This is a genomic window from Sphingobium ummariense RL-3 (assembly GCF_000447205.1).
GTDB lineage: Bacteria > Pseudomonadota > Alphaproteobacteria > Sphingomonadales > Sphingomonadaceae > Sphingobium > Sphingobium ummariense.
In genome coordinates this window covers 23,278-40,782 of the sequence record NZ_AUWY01000085.1, presented here as the reverse complement: position 1 = coordinate 40,782, position 17,505 = coordinate 23,278, and the positions used below count along the sequence as shown (strand labels likewise).

At 65.8% G+C, this 17,505-nt stretch carries 16 protein-coding genes; 7 read left to right on the top strand and 9 right to left on the bottom strand.

Features of this window, described 5'->3' with window-relative positions:
- The 4 genes from M529_RS36725 to hflK all read right to left on the bottom strand — a co-directional run.
- Positions 1 to 1,434: helicase HerA-like domain-containing protein (locus M529_RS36725; RefSeq protein WP_021318260.1), on the bottom strand; the 1,434-nt coding region annotated here is incomplete at its 3' end.
- Between the two features lie 124 nt (positions 1,435 to 1,558).
- Entirely contained in the window at positions 1,559 to 3,070 is a 1,512-nt protein-coding gene (locus M529_RS36720) for a Do family serine endopeptidase (protein ID WP_021318259.1), read from the bottom strand.
- A gap of 136 nt (positions 3,071 to 3,206) precedes the next feature.
- On the bottom strand, positions 3,207 to 4,043 hold the full coding sequence (hflC, locus tag M529_RS36715) for a protease modulator HflC (RefSeq protein ID WP_021318258.1): 837 nt from the start codon (positions 4,041 to 4,043) through the stop codon (positions 3,207 to 3,209).
- Positions 4,043 to 5,158, bottom strand: coding sequence for an FtsH protease activity modulator HflK (hflK, locus tag M529_RS36710; RefSeq protein ID WP_031295025.1), 1,116 nt, complete (start codon positions 5,156 to 5,158; stop codon positions 4,043 to 4,045). The genes hflC and hflK overlap by 1 nt, the downstream gene beginning before the upstream one ends.
- A gap of 71 nt (positions 5,159 to 5,229) precedes the next feature.
- On the opposite strand from hflK, the gene M529_RS36705 reads away from it, so the two are divergent.
- Positions 5,230 to 6,198: an Mrp/NBP35 family ATP-binding protein gene (locus M529_RS36705; RefSeq protein ID WP_021318256.1), complete on the top strand. Its 969-nt coding sequence runs from the start codon at positions 5,230 to 5,232 to the stop codon at positions 6,196 to 6,198.
- Between the two features lie 4 nt (positions 6,199 to 6,202).
- On the opposite strand, the gene M529_RS36700 is transcribed toward M529_RS36705, so the two are convergent.
- Entirely contained in the window at positions 6,203 to 6,661 is a 459-nt protein-coding gene (locus M529_RS36700; protein ID WP_021318255.1) for a GNAT family N-acetyltransferase, read from the bottom strand.
- 115 nt (positions 6,662 to 6,776) lie between these two features.
- A complete protein-coding gene (locus tag M529_RS50310) occupies positions 6,777 to 6,995 on the bottom strand; it encodes a PAS domain-containing protein (RefSeq protein WP_408021277.1) in 219 nt (72 codons plus the stop codon).
- Positions 6,996 to 7,171: 176 nt separating this feature from the next.
- Here M529_RS50310 and M529_RS47785 point away from each other — a divergent pair, with 176 nt between their 5' ends.
- The 6 genes from M529_RS47785 (at position 7,172) to M529_RS36670 (ending at position 14,463) form a co-directional block, all read left to right on the top strand.
- Positions 7,172 to 8,338 carry a sensor histidine kinase gene (locus tag M529_RS47785; RefSeq protein WP_051184052.1) on the top strand — a complete coding sequence of 389 codons (1,167 nt, stop codon included), beginning with the start codon at positions 7,172 to 7,174 and terminating at the stop codon, positions 8,336 to 8,338.
- 5 nt (positions 8,339 to 8,343) lie between these two features.
- On the top strand, positions 8,344 to 8,739 hold the full coding sequence (locus M529_RS36690; RefSeq protein ID WP_021318252.1) for a response regulator: 396 nt from the start codon (positions 8,344 to 8,346) through the stop codon (positions 8,737 to 8,739).
- A 638-nt stretch (positions 8,740 to 9,377) separates the two neighbouring features.
- The gene (locus M529_RS36685) at positions 9,378 to 9,836 is read left to right on the top strand and encodes a (2Fe-2S)-binding protein (protein ID WP_021318251.1); all 459 of its coding nucleotides are present in this window, start codon (positions 9,378 to 9,380) and stop codon (positions 9,834 to 9,836) included.
- A 1-nt stretch (position 9,837) separates the two neighbouring features.
- On the top strand, positions 9,838 to 11,979 hold the full coding sequence (locus M529_RS36680; protein ID WP_021318250.1) for a xanthine dehydrogenase family protein molybdopterin-binding subunit: 2,142 nt from the start codon (positions 9,838 to 9,840) through the stop codon (positions 11,977 to 11,979).
- Positions 11,976 to 12,614: a hypothetical protein gene (locus tag M529_RS36675; RefSeq protein WP_021318249.1), complete on the top strand. Its 639-nt coding sequence runs from the start codon at positions 11,976 to 11,978 to the stop codon at positions 12,612 to 12,614. Before M529_RS36680 ends, M529_RS36675 begins: the two co-directional genes overlap by 4 nt.
- A gap of 259 nt (positions 12,615 to 12,873) precedes the next feature.
- A complete protein-coding gene (locus M529_RS36670; RefSeq protein ID WP_021318248.1) occupies positions 12,874 to 14,463 on the top strand; it encodes an alpha-N-arabinofuranosidase in 1,590 nt (529 codons plus the stop codon).
- Between the two features lie 285 nt (positions 14,464 to 14,748).
- Here M529_RS36670 and M529_RS36665 read toward each other — a convergent pair whose 3' ends face one another.
- Genes M529_RS36665 through M529_RS36655 form a run of 3 tightly spaced genes read right to left on the bottom strand, consistent with a single transcriptional unit; the run spans position 14,749 to position 17,337 of the window.
- Entirely contained in the window at positions 14,749 to 15,540 is a 792-nt protein-coding gene (locus tag M529_RS36665) for an SDR family NAD(P)-dependent oxidoreductase (protein ID WP_021318247.1), read from the bottom strand.
- A 16-nt stretch (positions 15,541 to 15,556) separates the two neighbouring features.
- Positions 15,557 to 16,750: a zinc-dependent alcohol dehydrogenase gene (locus M529_RS36660; protein WP_021318246.1), complete on the bottom strand. Its 1,194-nt coding sequence runs from the start codon at positions 16,748 to 16,750 to the stop codon at positions 15,557 to 15,559.
- Positions 16,750 to 17,337 (bottom strand): SRPBCC family protein, encoded by a 588-nt coding sequence (locus tag M529_RS36655; RefSeq protein WP_021318245.1) that lies wholly within the window; start codon positions 17,335 to 17,337, stop codon positions 16,750 to 16,752. The genes M529_RS36660 and M529_RS36655 overlap by 1 nt, the downstream gene beginning before the upstream one ends.
- Between the last annotated feature and the right edge of the window lie 168 nt (positions 17,338 to 17,505).

Below are 17,505 nucleotides of genomic sequence, written 5' to 3'. Positions count from 1 at the left end.
GGCGGCGTCGCGGCGGGCCTGCTCCTTCAGCTCCGCCTCGCGCTGCTTCGCCTCGACCTTGGCTTGGGCAGCGGCGGCCTTGTCGGCTTCCTCCTTCGCCTTGGCGGCCTGCGCAGCGGCGGCCGCGGCCTGTCCGCGCGCGGCCAGGATTTCCTGCGCCGACTCCCGGTTGACGGCGGTGTCGTACTTGTCCGCGCAGGGCGAGATCGACTGGATGATTGCCCGCTCCTTGGGCTCGACCGGCCCGACGCGCGATCGCGGCGGGGCGATCAGCGTGCGCTGGACTATGCCGGGCGACCCGTCCTCCTGCAGCAGCGATACCAGCGCCTCGCCGACCTTCAGCTCGGTAATGGCGGTCTCGACGTCGAGCTCGGGATTGACGCGGAAGGTCTCTGCCGCCGCCTTGATCGCGCGCTGGTCGCGCGGCGTAAAGGCGCGCAGCGCGTGCTGCACCCGGTTGCCCAGCTGCCCCGCGACATCCTCGGGAATGTCGATCGGATTCTGCGTCACGAAATAGACGCCCACGCCCTTCGACCGGATCAGGCGGACGACCTGCTCGATCTTGTCGGTCAGCGCCTTGGGCGCATCGTCGAACAGCAGATGCGCCTCGTCGAAGAAGAAGACCAGCACCGGCTTGTCGGGATCGCCCACCTCCGGCAGCGTCTCGAACAGTTCGGACAGCAGCCACAGCAGGAAGGTGGCGTAGAGCTTGGGGCTCTGCATCAGCTTGTCGGCGGCGAGGATGTTGACATATCCGCGCCCCTTTTCGTCCAGCTTCAGCATGTCGTGGATGTCGAGCGCGGGCTCGCCGAAGAAATGGTCGCCGCCTTGGGCTTCGAGCTGGAGCAGCTGGCGCTGGATCGCGCCGACGCTCGCCTTGGTGACGTTGCCGTAGCGGGCCGACAGGTCGTCGGCATTCTCGGCGCAATAGGCGAGCATCGACTGGAGATCGCCGAGGTCGAGCAGCAGCAGCCCTTCCTCGTCGGCATATTTGAAGGCGATGGACAGGACGCCTTCCTGCGTTTCATTGAGCCCCATCAGCCGCGCGAGCAGCAGCGGCCCCATCTCGCTGACGGTTGTGCGGATCGGATGGCCCTGCTCGCCGTAGAGATCCCAGAAGATCGCCGGATTGTCGGCATAGACGTAGTTCTCGACGCCGATCTCCTTGGCGCGCGCGGCCAGCTTGTCGGCGTTCTTCGCGGTGGGGGATCCGGCCATGGCGATGCCCGACAGGTCGCCCTTCACGTCGGCCATGAACACGGGAACGCCGAGCGCGGAGAAGCTTTCGGCGATGCCCTGAAGCGTGACGGTCTTGCCCGTGCCTGTCGCGCCCGCGATCAGGCCGTGGCGGTTCGCCCGGCGCAGGTTCAGCGTCTGCGGGATGCCGCCGTCCTTGTCCGGCGCGCCCAGCCCGATGAAGATGCCGTCGCTCATCTGCGTCCCCCCCAAAAGAAAACCCGTCCGTCCCGAGCCTGCCGAAGCCTGGTCCTTCTTTCAAGGACGAACGGGGCTTCGGCAGGCGCAGGCCGAACGGGCGTCATGTCGCGGAAACCGCGCCTTATTTGTCGCGCAGGCGTACCGGCAGGAAGATCGCCGGCTGGCCGCGCCGCAGCACCTGCAGCAGGATGGCGTTGCGGCCCTGGGCGGCGACCGCCTTCACCTGCGCGTCGAGGTCCGCCTGGCTGGCGACCGGGCGGTTGTTGGCGGTGATGATCACGTCGCCGCGACGCAGGCCCTTGGCGCCCGCATCGGTCGATCCGTCGACGGACGTGATGACGATGCCGCGCGTGTCATTCGGCACGCCCAGCTGGCGGATGATGCCGGGGGTCAGCGGGATCGCCGCGATGCCCAGCGACTGCTGGTTCGCCGCACCGCCATTGCCCGGCGCCTGCTGGCTGAAGTCCTCGTCGGGCTGCTGCGCGAAATTGGTGAGCTCATCCTCGGACGGGCGCTCGCCGACCACGGCATTCACGGTCTGGCGCTGACCGTTGCGGATGATGACGATCGGAACGCGCGCGCCGATCGGCTGACTGGCGACGATCGACGACAGGTTCTGCTCGGGCGTCACGTTCTGGCCGTTGACGCTGGCGATCACGTCGCCCGCCTTGATGCCGGCCTTGTCGGCGCCCTTGCCGGGCTCGACGCCCTGAACGAACTCACCCTGGTTCTTGGCGAGGCCGAGCGAATCGGCCATGTCCTCGCCCAGCGGCGTGATCTGGATGCCCAGATAGCCGCGACGTACCTTCTCGCCCTTGCGCAGCGTGTCCACGATCGGCGCCGCCTGCTCGGACGGAATGGCGAAACCGATGCCGACATTGCCGCCCGAAGGCGACAGGATCTGGCTGTTGATGCCGATCACATTGCCATGCATGTCGAACATCGGGCCACCCGAATTGCCCTGGTTGATCGAGGCGTCGGTCTGGATGAACTTGTCGTAGGCGGCGCCGGTCGAACGGTGGACGGCCGAGATGATGCCGGCGGTGACGGTACCCGACAGGGCGAAGGGATTGCCGATCGCGACCACCCAGTCGCCCACGCGCGCCTTGGTGCTGTCGCCGAACTTCACATAGGGCAGGGCCTTTTTCGGCTCGATCTTCAGCACAGCGATGTCGGTCGCCGCGTCGCGCCCGACCAGCTTGGCCGGATATTCCTCGCGGTTGGTGAGCGTCACGGTGATAGAATCCACCGTTGCGCCTTCGGCGCCGGCGGAGACCACGTGGTTATTGGTGACGATGTAGCCGTCGGCCGAAATCAGGAAGCCCGATCCCAGCGACTGCGCCTGCCGGGTCTGCGGTTGGCCACCGCCGCCTTGGCCGAAGCCGAACAGGTCGCCGAAGGGTGTGCCGGCGAAGGGGTTCTGCACCTGCACGCGCTGCTTGGTGGAGATGTTGACCACGGCGGGCTGCAGCTTTTCCACCATGTCGGCCAGGCTGGCGGGCGCGCCGGCCGGAGCGGCGGCCTGCATCCCCTCATTCTGTGCGGTCTGCGCGCCGACATTGCTGCTGGTGGTGACGGCGATGGCGGTGCCGCCGAGCAGCAGGGCGCCGGTAATGGCATAAGCGTAACGCACTCGTGACGGTCCTCTCATGATCTTCAGGAAATGGAAGGCGGGACTCTAAAGGAGAGCCCAAGATTGCGCCGCCGTCCCTTAACCCTCATTGAATGGCGCTGGTTCCGTAATGATCCCCGCGCAAAATGACTCATTGTTAACGTCGTCCCTGGAACTGGCGCAGGAATTCATTGTCCGGCGACAGGATGATCGACGTCTGCCCGCTCCGCTCCGGCGCGAAAGTATAGCGATAGCTCTGCATGGCCCGGTAGAAATCGTAGAAATCCGGATCCTTGCCGTAGCTTTCGGCATAGATGCGCGCGGCGTTCGCGTCGGCCTCGGCGCGGATGATCTGCGCCTGCTTGGCGCCCTGCGCGCGGATGGTGAGCGCCTCCTGCTCGCGCGCGGTGCGCATGCGGGTGAAGGCGCTTTCCAGTGGCGCGCCGTCGGGCAGGTCGGCGCGCTTGATCCGCACGTCGACGATCTGCGCGCCGTACTGGCGGGCGACGCGGTTCAGGCCCGCCTCGATATTGTCCATCACCTGCCCGCGCTCGGGGGAGAGCAGCGCGGCGAAGGGCCGCTTGCCCAGCTCGTTGCGCAGCGCCGAACCCAGGATCGGGCGCAGCGCGTCCGACACGCGCTCCTCGCTGCCCGCCGCGATGTACATGCGCAGCGGATCGACGATGCGATAACGGGCGAAGGCGTCGACCTGCAGCCGCAGCTGGTCGGTCGACAGCACCTGCTGCCGCTCCATCTCGACCGACAGCACGCGCTTGTCGATCCAGACGATCTGGTCGATGAACGGCCAGCGCCAGATGATGCCCGCGCCGGTCCTGCCGAAATCCTCATTGGGCTGATATCGGTTGAGGATCGTCTGCGGCTCGCCGAAGCGGACGATGACGCCCTGCTTGGTTTCCGGCACGATCGCGATGGTGCTGCCCAAGATCAGCAGCACGAAGATCGCGGCGAGGGCGAGGAGGATGGGATTGCGCATCACTGGCCCTCCGCCGTGGCCGAAGGCGTGGCCTGGGCTCGCTTCTTCATTTCGGGCAGCGGCAGATAGGGCGTGACGTTGTTGCCCTCGACGATGGTCTTGTCGACCGTGGACAGGACGCCCTCCATGGTTTCGTAATACATGCGGCGACGCGTCACATCGGGGGACAGGCGGTACTGCTCGTACACCTTGTCGAACGCGGCGGCCTCACCCTGCGCCTTGGCCGTCACCTGCTGCGCGGCGGCGCGGGCTTCGTTGAGATAGGTCTGCGCCGTCTGCTGCGCGGCCGACACCGCCTTGAAGGCGTCGTTGACGGCGGTCGGCGGATCGGCCTGCTTGATCGCGACGCCCTGGATGCGGATGCCCGATCGGTATCCGTCCAGTATCTCCTGCATCCGCTGCTCGACCTGCTGCTCGATCGCGGTGCGGCCGGCGCCCAGCGCATCGTCCAGGCTGACGCTGGCGAGCACGGAACGCATTGCGCTCTCGGCGACCTCACGCACGGTGGCGTCGGGGTCGGACAGCTGGAACAGGTAGAGTTCGGGATTGCGGATGTTCCAGCGCACCGAATAGGCGAGGTCGATGATGTTCTGGTCGCCGGTCAGCACCAGATTTTCGCTCTCCGCGCTCGCCGACCCGATGTCGATCGTGCGGATCTCCTCGACGTCCACCGTGGTCACGGTTTCGAACGGCGCGGGCAGCGTCAGGCTGATGCCCGGCGTGAGCGTGCGGCTGTACTTGCCCACGAAGGTCACGACGCCGCGCTCCTGCGGGCCAACCCGGTGGAAACAGGTGAGGACCAGCCACAGCACGATCAGGATGGCGATGGCCGCCGGCCACAGCGCCTTGCCCGACGGCCGGGGCGGCAGGTTGCCGAAGCCGCCACCGCCGCGATTGCCGAAGCTTTCCCGCCCGCGGCGCAGCAGTTCCTCGATCGTGGAGGGGCCCTTCTGCCCGGCCGGCCGACCCGGCTGGGTCCAGGGATTGCGCGGCCCGCCGCCGTCACTGCCCTTGCCCGGCCCGTCGTTTCCGTCCGGCCCGTCGCCTTTTCCGCCCCAGGGACCCTGGGCCATTGCGCTCGCGATGCCGGGTACCCACCCGAAAATTCTCTTCATGGGGTCTCTATAGGAAGCCCTGCGCGCGAAAAACAGTGCCCTTGTCGGGGAAACTTGCCTAAGGGGCCGCCATGACCGACATCGACAGCTTCGCCGCCCGCCTTCACGCCCTGACCGACGGGCGCGCCAGCCCCCCCCGGGTGAAGGATGGGGTGATGACGATCGCGCTCGACGTCGGCGGTCTGGGCGAGGCGCAGCGCGAGGGAGTTTCGGCCGCCATTCGCGAAGGCGCCTTGACGGTGGAGGGGGTGGAGGACGTGCGGATCGTCATGACCGCCGAGCGCCGCGCGCCACGCATCATAGCCGTCGCCTCCGGCAAGGGTGGGGTGGGGAAATCCACCCTCTCGGCCAATCTCGCGATCGCGCTGCAGCGCGCGGGCATGCGCGTCGGGCTGGTGGATGCCGACATCTACGGTCCCTCGCAGGCGAAGCTGATGGCGAGCGAAGGCAGGAAGCCCCAGGCGCGCGAGAAGAAGATGATCCCGGTGGAAAGCCTCCATGGCGTGCCGATGCTGTCGATGGCGCATCTGGTGGAACCGGGCAAGGCGCTCGCCTGGCGCGGGCCGATGGCGGGCAATGCCCTGGGGCAGCTGGTCGATGCCGAGTGGGGCGATGTCGACGTGCTGGTGGTGGACATGCCGCCCGGCACTGGCGACATCCAGCTTTCCATGGTCCAGAAGCACAAGCCGATGGGCGCGCTGATCGTCTCCACGCCGCAGGATCTGGCCTTGATCGACGCCGCCCGCGCCATCAGCCTGTTCGAACAGGCACAGGTCCCCGTGATCGGGCTGGTCGAGAACATGGCCGGCTATGTCTGCCCGCATTGCGGCGAGGCGTCCGATCCCTTCGGCCATGGCGGCGCGGAGATCGCGGCGGCGGAAATGGGCCTGCCTTTCCTCGGCCGCATCCCGCTCGCCATCGACATCCGCCGCCAGTCCGACGCGGGCGATCCCCCTGCGGCCGGGGATGGCCCCCATGCCAATGCCTTCCGCGCGATCGGAGAGCAGGTTGCTGCCTGGATAAGGGATCGGGCCGCCTGACCGATCAGCAGCGCCGGTGCAGGAACTGGTTGAAGGCGCTGGCCGTATAATCCCCGAACGCCGGTCCGTTCTCGAACCCGTGCGCCCTGTAGAGCGCCAGCGCCGGTTCGAACGCCGCCCCGCTCCCGGTCTCCAGGCTGAGCCGGGCCATGCCGCGCCCGCTCGCCTGCGCGACGATGTGCCGCAGCAACGCCGCGGCTACGCCCTTGCGCAGATGGTCGGGATGGGTGCGCATCGACTTGATCTCGCCATGGTTCGGGGCGAGTGCCCGCAGCGCCGCCACACCCGCGATGTTATCGCCGATCCATGCGGTCCAAACCGTGATGTCGGGCGCCCGCAACCCGGACAAGTCCAACGCGAACACGCTTTCCGCAGGCGAAGTGGTCCGCATCCCCCTAAGGTGCAGCGCCAGCAGCGCACGGGTCTGCGGATGGGTGAGGTCGTCTTCGCGAATGTCGAGCATCCGCGCCCTATAGGGCGGAGGTGAGCAGCCGGTCCAGCACGGCCCCCAGAACATGGTTCAGAAAGGGCTTCTCGATCCGGGAATGTCGGCGAAGCGTTCCGGCAAAGCCCGGTCGTCATAGCCGGTGGTGAAAGCGAAGGGAATGCCGCGCTCCCGCAGCAGGGCCGCGAGCGCGTTGTTCGTCGCGCCGTGGCTCGGCCCGGACGAGGAACCGGCGGTAGTCGCCGCCGCAGCCGCGCATGCGCTGTTCATGGTCATGGGATTTGCCTTCCGACATGGCCTCGGCCCAGGCGGCTGCGGACGCCGGCTGATCGACTGGATGAACAAGATCCATCCAGCCGGTCCCCATCGGCTCTTGCTGGGTCGATCGACCAAAGAGCAGGTAAAGCGAGGCAGGCTGCCCGATTGCGGGATTCCGGCGCCTGCGGGCTTTTCCGGGGCACCGGGGATGCCCTATTGCGTTTCATGCTCATGCCCGGCGAGTCCCTTCCCTGCCCAGGCGGCTTTCCCATGACGGACGAACTGGCGCGCCGGACCGCGCGCCTGTCGGACCATGCCTTGGAAAACAGGATGCTCTCCATCCTCGCGCGGCAGCTTGCCGAGCAGCCCGGCGAAGTGCTCCAGACGCTCACCGATCTCCTCGTCGCGAACGGCCTTGCCCAGTCCGCAGGCATCGGGATTGTGATGATGCAGCAAGGCGATGACCTTTTCCGATGGGACGCACTCTCCGGCGGCATCGCGCGCTTGAAAGGCGTCACGACGCCCGTCGATAAGGGCCCTTGCGGTGACGTGGTGCGGCAGAACCAGCTGCTGCTGCTCAGGCGCGCGGACGGCTCCGCGCAGGATGGCGCAAAAGGGGAGATGATGCTGGTCCCGCTCCAGATCGACGGCGTTCCGGTCGGTATGCTCTGGATGGCGCATGACCGCGCCTTCGACCAAGAAGATGCGCGGTTGCTGACGAGCCTTTCGGTGTTCGCCTCGGCGGCGTTGCGATGGCGCCATCATGCGCGGGACAACAGCGTAGCGGTCGACGCTCTAGTCGCGCGCGGCCTGCAGGAAAGGCAGCGACTGCTGCTCGCCGAGCTTCAGAACCGGGTCCGCAATATCCTGACGGTCGTGCGCTCCGTGTTCAGCCGCACGGTGGAGCATGGCGGGACACTCGAAGAGGTCGGCAGCCATTTTCGCGGCCGGCTGGATGCGCTCGCGCGTACGCAGCTCGGCATGACGCACAGCCTGGCGGGAAACATCGACCTGGAGAACCTGATCCGCGACGAACTGGTCAGCGTAGGCATTGGGGACGGGCCGCTTGTAGGGATCGAAGGACCCGATGTGGCGTTGGACCCCAATCAGGCGGAGTTGCTTGGCCTCGCCTTTCATGAGTTGACGATCAATGCCTTGAAATATGGCGCCTTGAGGGTGCCCGGTGCATCGCTGAAAATAAGCTGGGCAGTCAACATGGAACAGGGCGGCGGCAGGCGACTTGACCTTATATGGCAGGAACAGGGGGTTCCGGCCGTTTCGGTCCAGCCGCATCATGAAGGGTTCGGTCGCGAACTGATCGAGGATGCCCTGCCGTACCAGCTGGGAGCGACGACCCGCCTGGATATCGGGAGTGGCGGGATCCGCTGCTCGATCTCGGTGCCGCTTCGATCCGGCGCTGCAGGCGACAAGGAGTGACGACGATGGCCGGAGCATTGCAGGGCAAACGCATCCTCGTCGTGGAGGACGAATATTTCATCGCGGCCGACCTCAAGCGCGCGTTGTGTGGGACCGGCGCGGAGGTAATCGGACCGGCAGGCAATCTGGCCGAAGCGCAGCATCTCGCCGGGACCACCCGGCTCGACGCTGCGGTGCTCGACGTCAATCTGGGTGGCACGCCTTCCTTTTCCCTTGCCGAACAGCTCCGCAGCGACGCCGTACCGCACCTGTTCCTCACCGGCTACGACAGCTGGTCCATTCCCGCGGGACACCGCACCACGCCCCGCCTGCCCAAGCCCTTTGCCATGCCCGTCGTCATGGAGGCCATAGCGAAGCTCTTCGGCGGGGACCATGAGCCGCCCTTGCCCTTTTCCTCTTGATGCCCGGGTAGAGCGGCCGGGAAAAATGTCGACCCGCCGTCAGGCGGAGATCTTCTGTCACGGCCTGGAACGACTGGCAGCGGCGATGGTTGGTCGGCGTACAGCCCGGAGAAGACCATGCAGAAAATCCTTCCTCTCGCCGCGGGCGCTGCCCTTCTGGCCGCGTGCGCACCCACGGACCAAGCCGATTCCGGCGACTCCACTTTCGCCCCGAGCAACACCACGTCAGGTACCGTGCCGGACGGTATCCCCGGCGAAGGCGCGGGCAGCGCGAGAACGGATGGAGAGACCAGCACCCGCGGGGCCGTGTCGACCGACGACAGTCCGACCTCTGCTCCAGGGTCTTCCGCTGCGGGATCGGCGACCCAGAATGGATCGGGGCGTTAGGCGTGAGCAACGGCCCGAGCCCTCATGGATAAGGTCGGGGCCACCAACGGCTGGCGCGCCAGCCGTTGCAGAAGTCATGTTGGGTGGCCGATCCTATGCTGCACCTGCGCATGATAATGTCCAGAAGTATTCCGGAAACGATTTGGAATAATAGCGGGCGTTGGCTCCAGTCGCGAATGCATAATCCTTGAATTGATCGCAATATTGGCGGACAATCGTTCCGTTAACGACTCGGTTCATGGGAGGATGCCGTGAAGCTGAAGGTTAATGGCAAGGTTCACGAGATCGACTCCGAACCGGATACGCCGCTCCTCTGGGTGCTCCGCGACATCATTGGACTGACAGGGACCAAATTCGGCTGCGGCGTCGCGTTGTGCGGCGCCTGCACCGTCCATGTGGGCGGCGAGCCGCGTCGGTCCTGCATCCTGCCGGTATCCATGGTGGGGGATGCCGATGTTCTGACAATAGAGGCCGTGGGCGGAACGCCGGTCGGCAAGGCGGTCCAGGACGCCTGGCTGAAGGTCGAGGTCGTCCAGTGCGGCTATTGCCAGGCGGGGCAGATCATGCAGGCCGCCGCGCTGCTCACGGCCAATCCTGCCCCTGACGACGGCGCGATCGATCGCGCGATGTCTGGCAATATCTGCCGATGTGGAACTTATCCACGCATACGGGCGGCGATCCACGCCGCGGCGAAGCAGGGAGCCGTTTGACATGGCGACCCACGAACTGGACCGTCGCAGCTTCGTTGCGGTGTGCCTCGCCGGCACCGCAGGTCTCGCGCTCGGCTTTCCGCTGGGGGAGGGGAACCAGGCGCTGGCGGCGGAGGCGGCCTTCCGGCCCAATGCCATCCTCGCAATCGGCAGCGACGGCGCGATTACCGCCACCGTGCCCTATGCGGAGATGGGGCAGGGCGCGATGACGTCGATCGCGATGCTGGTGGCGGAGGAACTGGAAGTGGCGCCCGGCATGGTGAAGACCGTACTCGCGCCGGGCGAAAACAAACTCTACGCGCATCCTGTCCTTGCGGAACAGATCACCGGCGGATCGGCCAGCCTGCGCGGATCCTGGGCCCCGATCCGCAAGGCCGCCGCATCGGCCAGGATCATGATGATCGAGGCGGCAGCGCGCCAATGGGGCGTGAAAGCCGGCGACTGTACGCTTGCGGACGGCCGGGTGGTCCATGCGGCGAGCAAGCGGAGCGCCTCTTTCGGCGATCTCGCGCTCGCGGCGTCGAAAATGCCGGTCCCTGCCGATCCGCCGATCAAAACGGGCGGCTTCAAGGTCATCGGAACCAGCGCGCCGCGCGTCGATGCAGCGGCGAAAGTGGACGGCTCCGCGCTGTTCGGACTGGACGTGCGGCTGCCCGGCATGGTCTATGCCGCCGTTCAGGCGAGCCCGGTCATTGGCGGGAAATTGGCAGGCGTCGACCCGAAGCCGGCGCTGGCCGTGGGCGGCGTGACACAGGTGGTGACGCTGCCCAATGCCGTTGCGGTGGTGGGACGGCATACCGGCGCCGCGCGGAAGGGCTTGGCGGCGATCCAGCCGCAATGGGAAGGCGGTCTATCCTCCCTCTCGACCGCCGATCTGGTCAGCAAGGCCGATGCCGCCCTCGCTCAAAAGGGAGCCACCGCCTATACGAAGGGCGACGTCGCGAAGGCCTTTGCGGGCGCGGCGAGTACCTTTGAAGCCGACTATCGCATGCCGATGCTCGCGCATGCGGCCATGGAACCCCTCAATTGCACCGTCGAGGTGCGCAACGGCGCCTGCGAAATCTGGGTGGGAAGCCAGGTGCCCGGAAGGGCGCGGATCGACGTTGCCAAGGCGCTGGGGCTGGGCGAGGACCAGGTGAAGGTCAACAGCTATCTGATCGGCGGCGGCTTCGGGCGGCGGTTGCAATCCGAATGGATCGTCCAGGCCGCGCTGATCGCCCGTGATGTGAAGGCACCCGTCAAGGTCGTGTGGAGCCGCGAGGAAGACACGCGGCAGGACGCCTATCGATACCACAATCATAGCCGCGTGAAGGTCGCGCTCGACGCGCAGGGCAATCCGGTGGCGTTCGACCATCGCGTCGTCGCGCCGGCGATCATGCAGTGGTTCCTGCCATCGCTGCTGTGGAAGGACGGCGTCGACCTCGACGCCACCAACGCGGCGAGCGGGCCCTATGAATTTCCCAACCTGTTGGTCGACTATGTGCGCAACGATCCGCCCGAAGGCCTCTTGGTCGGCAACTGGCGCGGCGTGGGCGAAACGCGCAACGGCTTCGTCGTCGAAACGGTCATGGACCAGCTGGCGGCCAGGGCCGGTGTCGATCCCGTCGCCTATCGCCGGCGGCTATTGCCCCCGAACTCGCGCATCATGACGCTGCTGGACCGCCTCGCGCGGGAATCGGGATGGGGATCGCCGCTGCCGGCGGGAACGGCGCGCGGCATCGCCATCCAGTCCGGGTTCGGCAGTCATATGGGGTTGGTGGCGCAGGTCCGCATGGACGCCGGGAAGGTGCGGGTCGAGCGGATGACGGCGGTGATCGACTGCGGCATCGCGGTCAACCCCAATGTCGTCCGCCAGCAGATAGAAGGCGGCCTGCTGTTCGGCCTGACCGCCACGCTCTATTCGAACATCACGATCAAGGACGGTCGCGTCGTCCAATCCAATTTTCACGACAATCCCGTCGTCCGCATGGTCAACACACCGAAGATCGACGTGGTGATCATCGACAGCAAGGAGGATCCGGGCGGCGTCGGCGAGCCGGGCACCGCGATCGTCGCGCCGGCGATCGTCAACGCCGTTTTCGCGGCGACCGGAAAGCCGCTTCATGAACTCCCGCTCCCTCCTTCGATGGTGGAACGCGTATGAGCATGTCACCCAGCATGGCGCTTGGCGCCGCCGCCTTCGTCTTCGCCGCCAGTGCGGCCTGGTCCGCAGGAATATCGGCACCGGGCGCGCCGGAGAGGCCGCTCCGATCCGTCGCGAGTTTTGAGGGCATTCGGAACCAGGCGGAGCGTTCCGCGGCGCTGTTCACCGAGGCCGGGAAGGTTATCCAGAGCCCCCGCTGTCTCAATTGTCATCCCGCCACGCGCACGCCCACCCAGGGCGACGACATGCGCCAGCATGTGCCGCTGATGGTCGCTAACGACGGCAATCACGGCCCCAAGGGGCTTCCCTGCGCCGCATGCCACGGTAGCGACAATGCGCGAACCTTCGCTGCGGGTATTGCGAGCGTGCCGGGCAACGCCCATTGGCAATTGGCGCCGATCGAAATGGCATGGCAGGGACTGACACTGCCGCAGATTTGCGCGCAATTGAAAGACCCCAGGCGCAATGGATCGCGCAGCCTGGACCAGATCGTCACCCATATGAACACCGATCATCTGGTCGGCTGGGCCTGGGATCCCGGGGAGGGACGTACGAAGGCGCCCGGCACGCAGAAGGACTTCGGTGCCCTGATCGAAGCCTGGGTGAAGACCGGGGCGCATTGCCCGACCGCCTGACTGTGGCGTGGAGCGTGGTCGCGATCAATGCGCTGCGACTCGGACGGAAATCGGGCGCCCGGGCATCCTTTCCGGGATGACCGAAAAGGATGTAGAGGCGACCCGCGTCCATCTTCCGAAGACATATGGACCGCGCTGATCTGCCGAGAGTTCTGATCGCCGGCCACAGCGACGCACCGATTGCGTCGCTCATTTGTCCGACTATAAGGCCAGGGTCATTCGCGGCTGCCACGCGAGAACCTCAGGGGAGTGGGTCATCATGAAAAACGCAATCGCCACACTCGGCGCGGCCCTCGCCGCGATCGCGCTTAGCCCGGCCGTCGCGCAGGATGCGCCGATCGCCGTCAGGGTGGAGGCGAGCAAGCCCGGCGCGAAAGTCGACCGTCACATCTTCGGGCAGTTCGCGGAGCATCTGGGCACCGGCATCTATGGCGGCGTCTGGGTGGGCAAGGATTCGCCCATTCCAAATGTGCGCGGCATCCGCAGCGACGTCGTGGCCGCGCTCAAGGCGATCAGGGTTCCCAATGTCCGCTGGCCCGGCGGCTGCTTCGCCGACGAATATCACTGGCGCGACGGCATCGGCGATCCCAAGAAGCGCCGAGTCACGGTCAACGCCAACTGGGGCGGGTCGATCGAGGACAATGCGTTCGGCACCCACGAGTTTTTCGACTTTGCCGAGCAGATCGGGGCCGAGGCCTATGTCTCGGTCAATGTCGGATCGGGCACCTATCAGGAAGCGTCCGACTGGGTCGCCTATATGACGGCCGACACCCGCAACACCGCCGGGCAGGAACGCGCCGCCAACGGCCGGAAGGAACCGTGGAAGGTCGCCTTCCTGGGGATCGGCAACGAAAGCTGGGGCTGCGGCGGCAACATGCGGCCGGAAACCTATATCGACGAACTGAAGCGTTTCGGCCGCTTCTCGCGCAACTACAACCCGGCGCAGCAGGGGGAGAACAACCCGCTCGCCATGCGCCGCATCGCCGTCGGCCCGGACGACAAGGATACCCGCTATACCGAAGCGGTGATGAAGGCGTGGAAGGAGCGCGACTGGACCTGGAGCATCGAGGGCCTGTCGATGCATAGCTATACGGTTATCAAATTTCCGGCGTCCTACGACAGTGTGAACTTTGGCGAGAAGGAATATGCGGAGATCACCAAGGCGACGCTGCGGATGGAGGATCTCATCAACACCCACTCGGCGATCATGGACAAATATGATCCCGAGAAGAAGGTGCCGCTGATCGTCGACGAATGGGGCACCTGGTATGCGAAGCTGCCCGGCAGCCCGGAAGGCTTCCTGCAGCAGCAGAACTCGATGCGCGACGCGATCGTCGCCGCGCTCAACTTCAACATCTTCGCGCGGCACGCCGATCGCGTCCGTGGCGCCAACATCGCGCAGATGGTCAATGTCCTCCAGGCGATGATCCTGACCGACAAGGAGAAGATGGTCCTTACCCCGACCTATTACATCCACAAGATGTACCTGCCGTTCCAGGACGCGACCTTCGTGCCCGTTGCCTATGATGCGGGCCAGTATCGCCAGGGCGACATCGAACTGCCCCGCGTGGACGCGGTCGCGGTGCGCGATTCCGCTGGCAAATTGTGGGTGTCGCTGGTCAATGTCGATCCAAACCGTCCCGCCACGATGCGCCTGCAGATACCGGGCGTGCGGGTAAAGGGGGCCACCGGACAGCTGTTGACGGCGCCCAAGGTCAATTCCGTCAACACTTTCGATGCGCCGGATACGGTCTCACCCCGTCCCTTCCAAGGCCGTGTCGGCGGCGAGGGCGTGACGGTCGAACTGCCCGCAAAATCCGTGGCGATGCTGGCGATCGACGAACGGTGAGGAAACTGTCTCAAGGCGTGAAGCGGGCGCTGACTTCGGACGGGGCGCACCGCGATTGGCACGACCTTGCCAATGCCACAGATGCAAGCTGATCGCGGAAAGGGCGGCGGCGCCGCAAAGCGCCCCGAACTGCCGCCGTTCCTGAAACCAATGCGTCGATGGTCGGGGGCGGCTAACAGAGAGTGAAGGCTCGCCGACGCGCCAGTTTGCCCGCGCGGACATCTCGTGCGTCGGGGGAGACCTCGTCTTCGCTATGAGTGGCGCGGGTTGTTCCGCCTCCGCACGTTATTCCTCAGGCGATCCTGAGCCCGGCTCCGCCAAGCCGCGATGCTGCTCGGCCATGACGGCGGCAGGCGTCACATGGGCGGCCGTGGCTTGCAGCTTGTTCTTCCATCCCGACACGATATGCGGGCGGCCGGCCATCAGCGCGTCCCAGCCATCTTTCGCGACCTTGGCCGGATCATCCTTCTTCTGCGTGCCGACCTTGGTGTCGAGCATGTCCGCGCGATCGAAAAACTCCGTTTCTGTCGGGCCGGGCATGAGCGTCGTAACGCTAACCCCGTCCGCCTCCTTGATCTCGTTCCGGATCGCGTCGGCGAAACTGTCGATGAACGCCTTGGTGCCGTTGTAGACCGCCTGAAAGCTGCCGGGGATGAAGCCCGCGATCGATCCGGTGACAAGGACCTTGCCTTCGTTCCGTGCGACCATCGGCCGCAGCACCTTCTGGAGCAGATAGAGCGTTCCGGTGATGTTGGTATCGATCACCCGGCGCCAGTCCGCCACCTCCTGATCCAGAAAGCCGTGGCCCAGGCCGCGCCCTGCATTGGCGCAGAGCAGGTCGATCTGCCGCCCGCCCGCGGCTGCCAACAGCGCGTCCACGCCTTCCAACGTCGCCAGATCGGCTTCGACAGACTCCACCACGACGCCATGTCGCCGAAAGTCGCTGGCGGAAGCATCGATCAGTGGTTCGTCCGCAACGACAAGAAGGTCGTATCCGTCTCTAGCAGCGAGATGGGCCAGTTCAAAGCCGATGCCGGTGGATGCGCCGGTCACGATCGCGAATTTGCTGGAAGCCATGGGTTTTTCCTTCCGATCAGGCGGCCCGTGCCAGGTCCATGCCGGGCTTGAGCACCACCTTCGTCACTTCGTCCTGTTGGTCGTGGAACATGCGGTAGCCTTCCGCCGCCTGTTCGAGCGGCAGGCGGTTGCTGATCAGGAAGGTGGTGTCGATCTTCCCTTCCAGCACCGCGTTCAGCAGCCCGGGCATATAGTGCTGCACATGCGTCTGACCGGTTTTGAGGGTCAGGCCCTTCTCCATCAGGGCGCCGAGCGGGAACTTGTCGATGAAGCCGCCATAGACCGCCGGCATGGAAACGCGCCCGCCCTTGCGGCAGGCAAGGATCGCCTGGCGGATGGAATGGGCGCGGTCGGTGCCCAGGAAGGTGGATGCCTTGATCTGGTCGATGACATTGTCGGCGAAGAAGCCGTGCGCTTCCAGGCCGACGGCGTCGATGCAGGCGTCCGGGCCAATCCCGCCGGTCATTTCCAGCAACGCTTCATAGGTCTTGCTGTCCTCGAAATTGATGGTCTCCGCGCCGAACCGCCGGGCCAGTTCAAGCCGGTGCGGGAAATGGTCGATGGCGATGACCCGCTCGGCTCCCATCAGAAAGGCCGACTGGACGGAAAACAGGCCGACCGGGCCGCAGCCCCAGACGGCGACCGTGTCGCCCGGCTCGATCTGCGCATATTCCGCCGCCTGCCAGCCGGTCGGCAGGATGTCGGACAGGAACAGCACCTTGTCGTCGTCCACCCCCTCGGGAATCACGATCGGCCCCACATCGGAAAAGGGAACGCGGACATATTCGGCCTGGCCCCCGGCATAGCCGCCGGTCATGTGGCTGTAGCCGAACAGCCCGGCCATCGGATGACCATAGATGGTCTGCGCGATATCCTGATTGTCCGCCGGCAAGCCATTGTCGCAGGCTGAATATTGATGCTTGCCGCAGTGAAAGCAGGAACCGCAGGCAATGGTGAAGGGCACCACCACGCGCTGCCCCTTCTTCAGCGTGGAACCGGACCCGACTTCCACCACCTCGCCCATGAATTCATGGCCCAATATGTCGCCCGCCTTCATGGTCGGGATATAGCCGTCATAGAGGTGGAGGTCCGACCCGCAGATGGCGGTGGAGGTTACGCGGATGATCGCATCGCGGGGATTGATGATCTCGGGGTCGTCCACGGTGTCGACGCGAACATCGTGCTTTCCGTGCCAGGTGAGCGCCCGCATCAGTCGATCTCCTCTTCATATTGGCGGCGGGTCCATGCGGACGTCGCGATCTCGCCTGTTTCCATCAGTTGCTTGAAGCGGCGCAGGTCGCGCCGGGCCTGGATCGCGGGTTCCCGCTGGAACATCTTGGCGATCACCTTGCCGATGAATCCGCCGGGTGGATCGTAAGCGATGGTCGCCGTGACCCAGGTGCCACGACCGCCCGGTGCGTCGCGAAAATCGATCCGCCCGCTATTGGGCACGTCCGCCCCGTCTTCCGATGCCCAGGCGATCAGTTCGCCCGGCCGATCCTCCGTGATGGTCGACGTCCACTCCACCGTTTTTCCGGCCGGGGCCTTCACGGTCCAGCGGGACCGGCCTTCGTCCACCGGTTCCACGGACACCACATTGTCCAGAAAGGCGGGAAGATTGCTGAAGTCGCGCCAAAAGCGATAGAGTTGCTCCCGCGGCCGGTTGATGGTGACCGTCTTGCCCACCAGGCTGTCGCCCTTCGGCTTACCCAGGGGGCCGGTCGCGTCGGTCGGCTCCAGGTCCTTGGCGGTGGTAAGCGGCGCGTCATCGCCCCGGAAGGTCCGGATATCCGACATGCTGTGCCTCCTTGAATGGGAATGGCCTAAGCAACCCTGTCGAGGGCGCAGCCGTTCCCCGACATGACGCGAAAGCCGGTCAAAGCGTCTTCCCGCTAACATAGGTAAATGCCCGTCGCCCTCGCTCCAGCGGCCACGGAACGCGACCGAAGGGCGCATCGTTGAGCC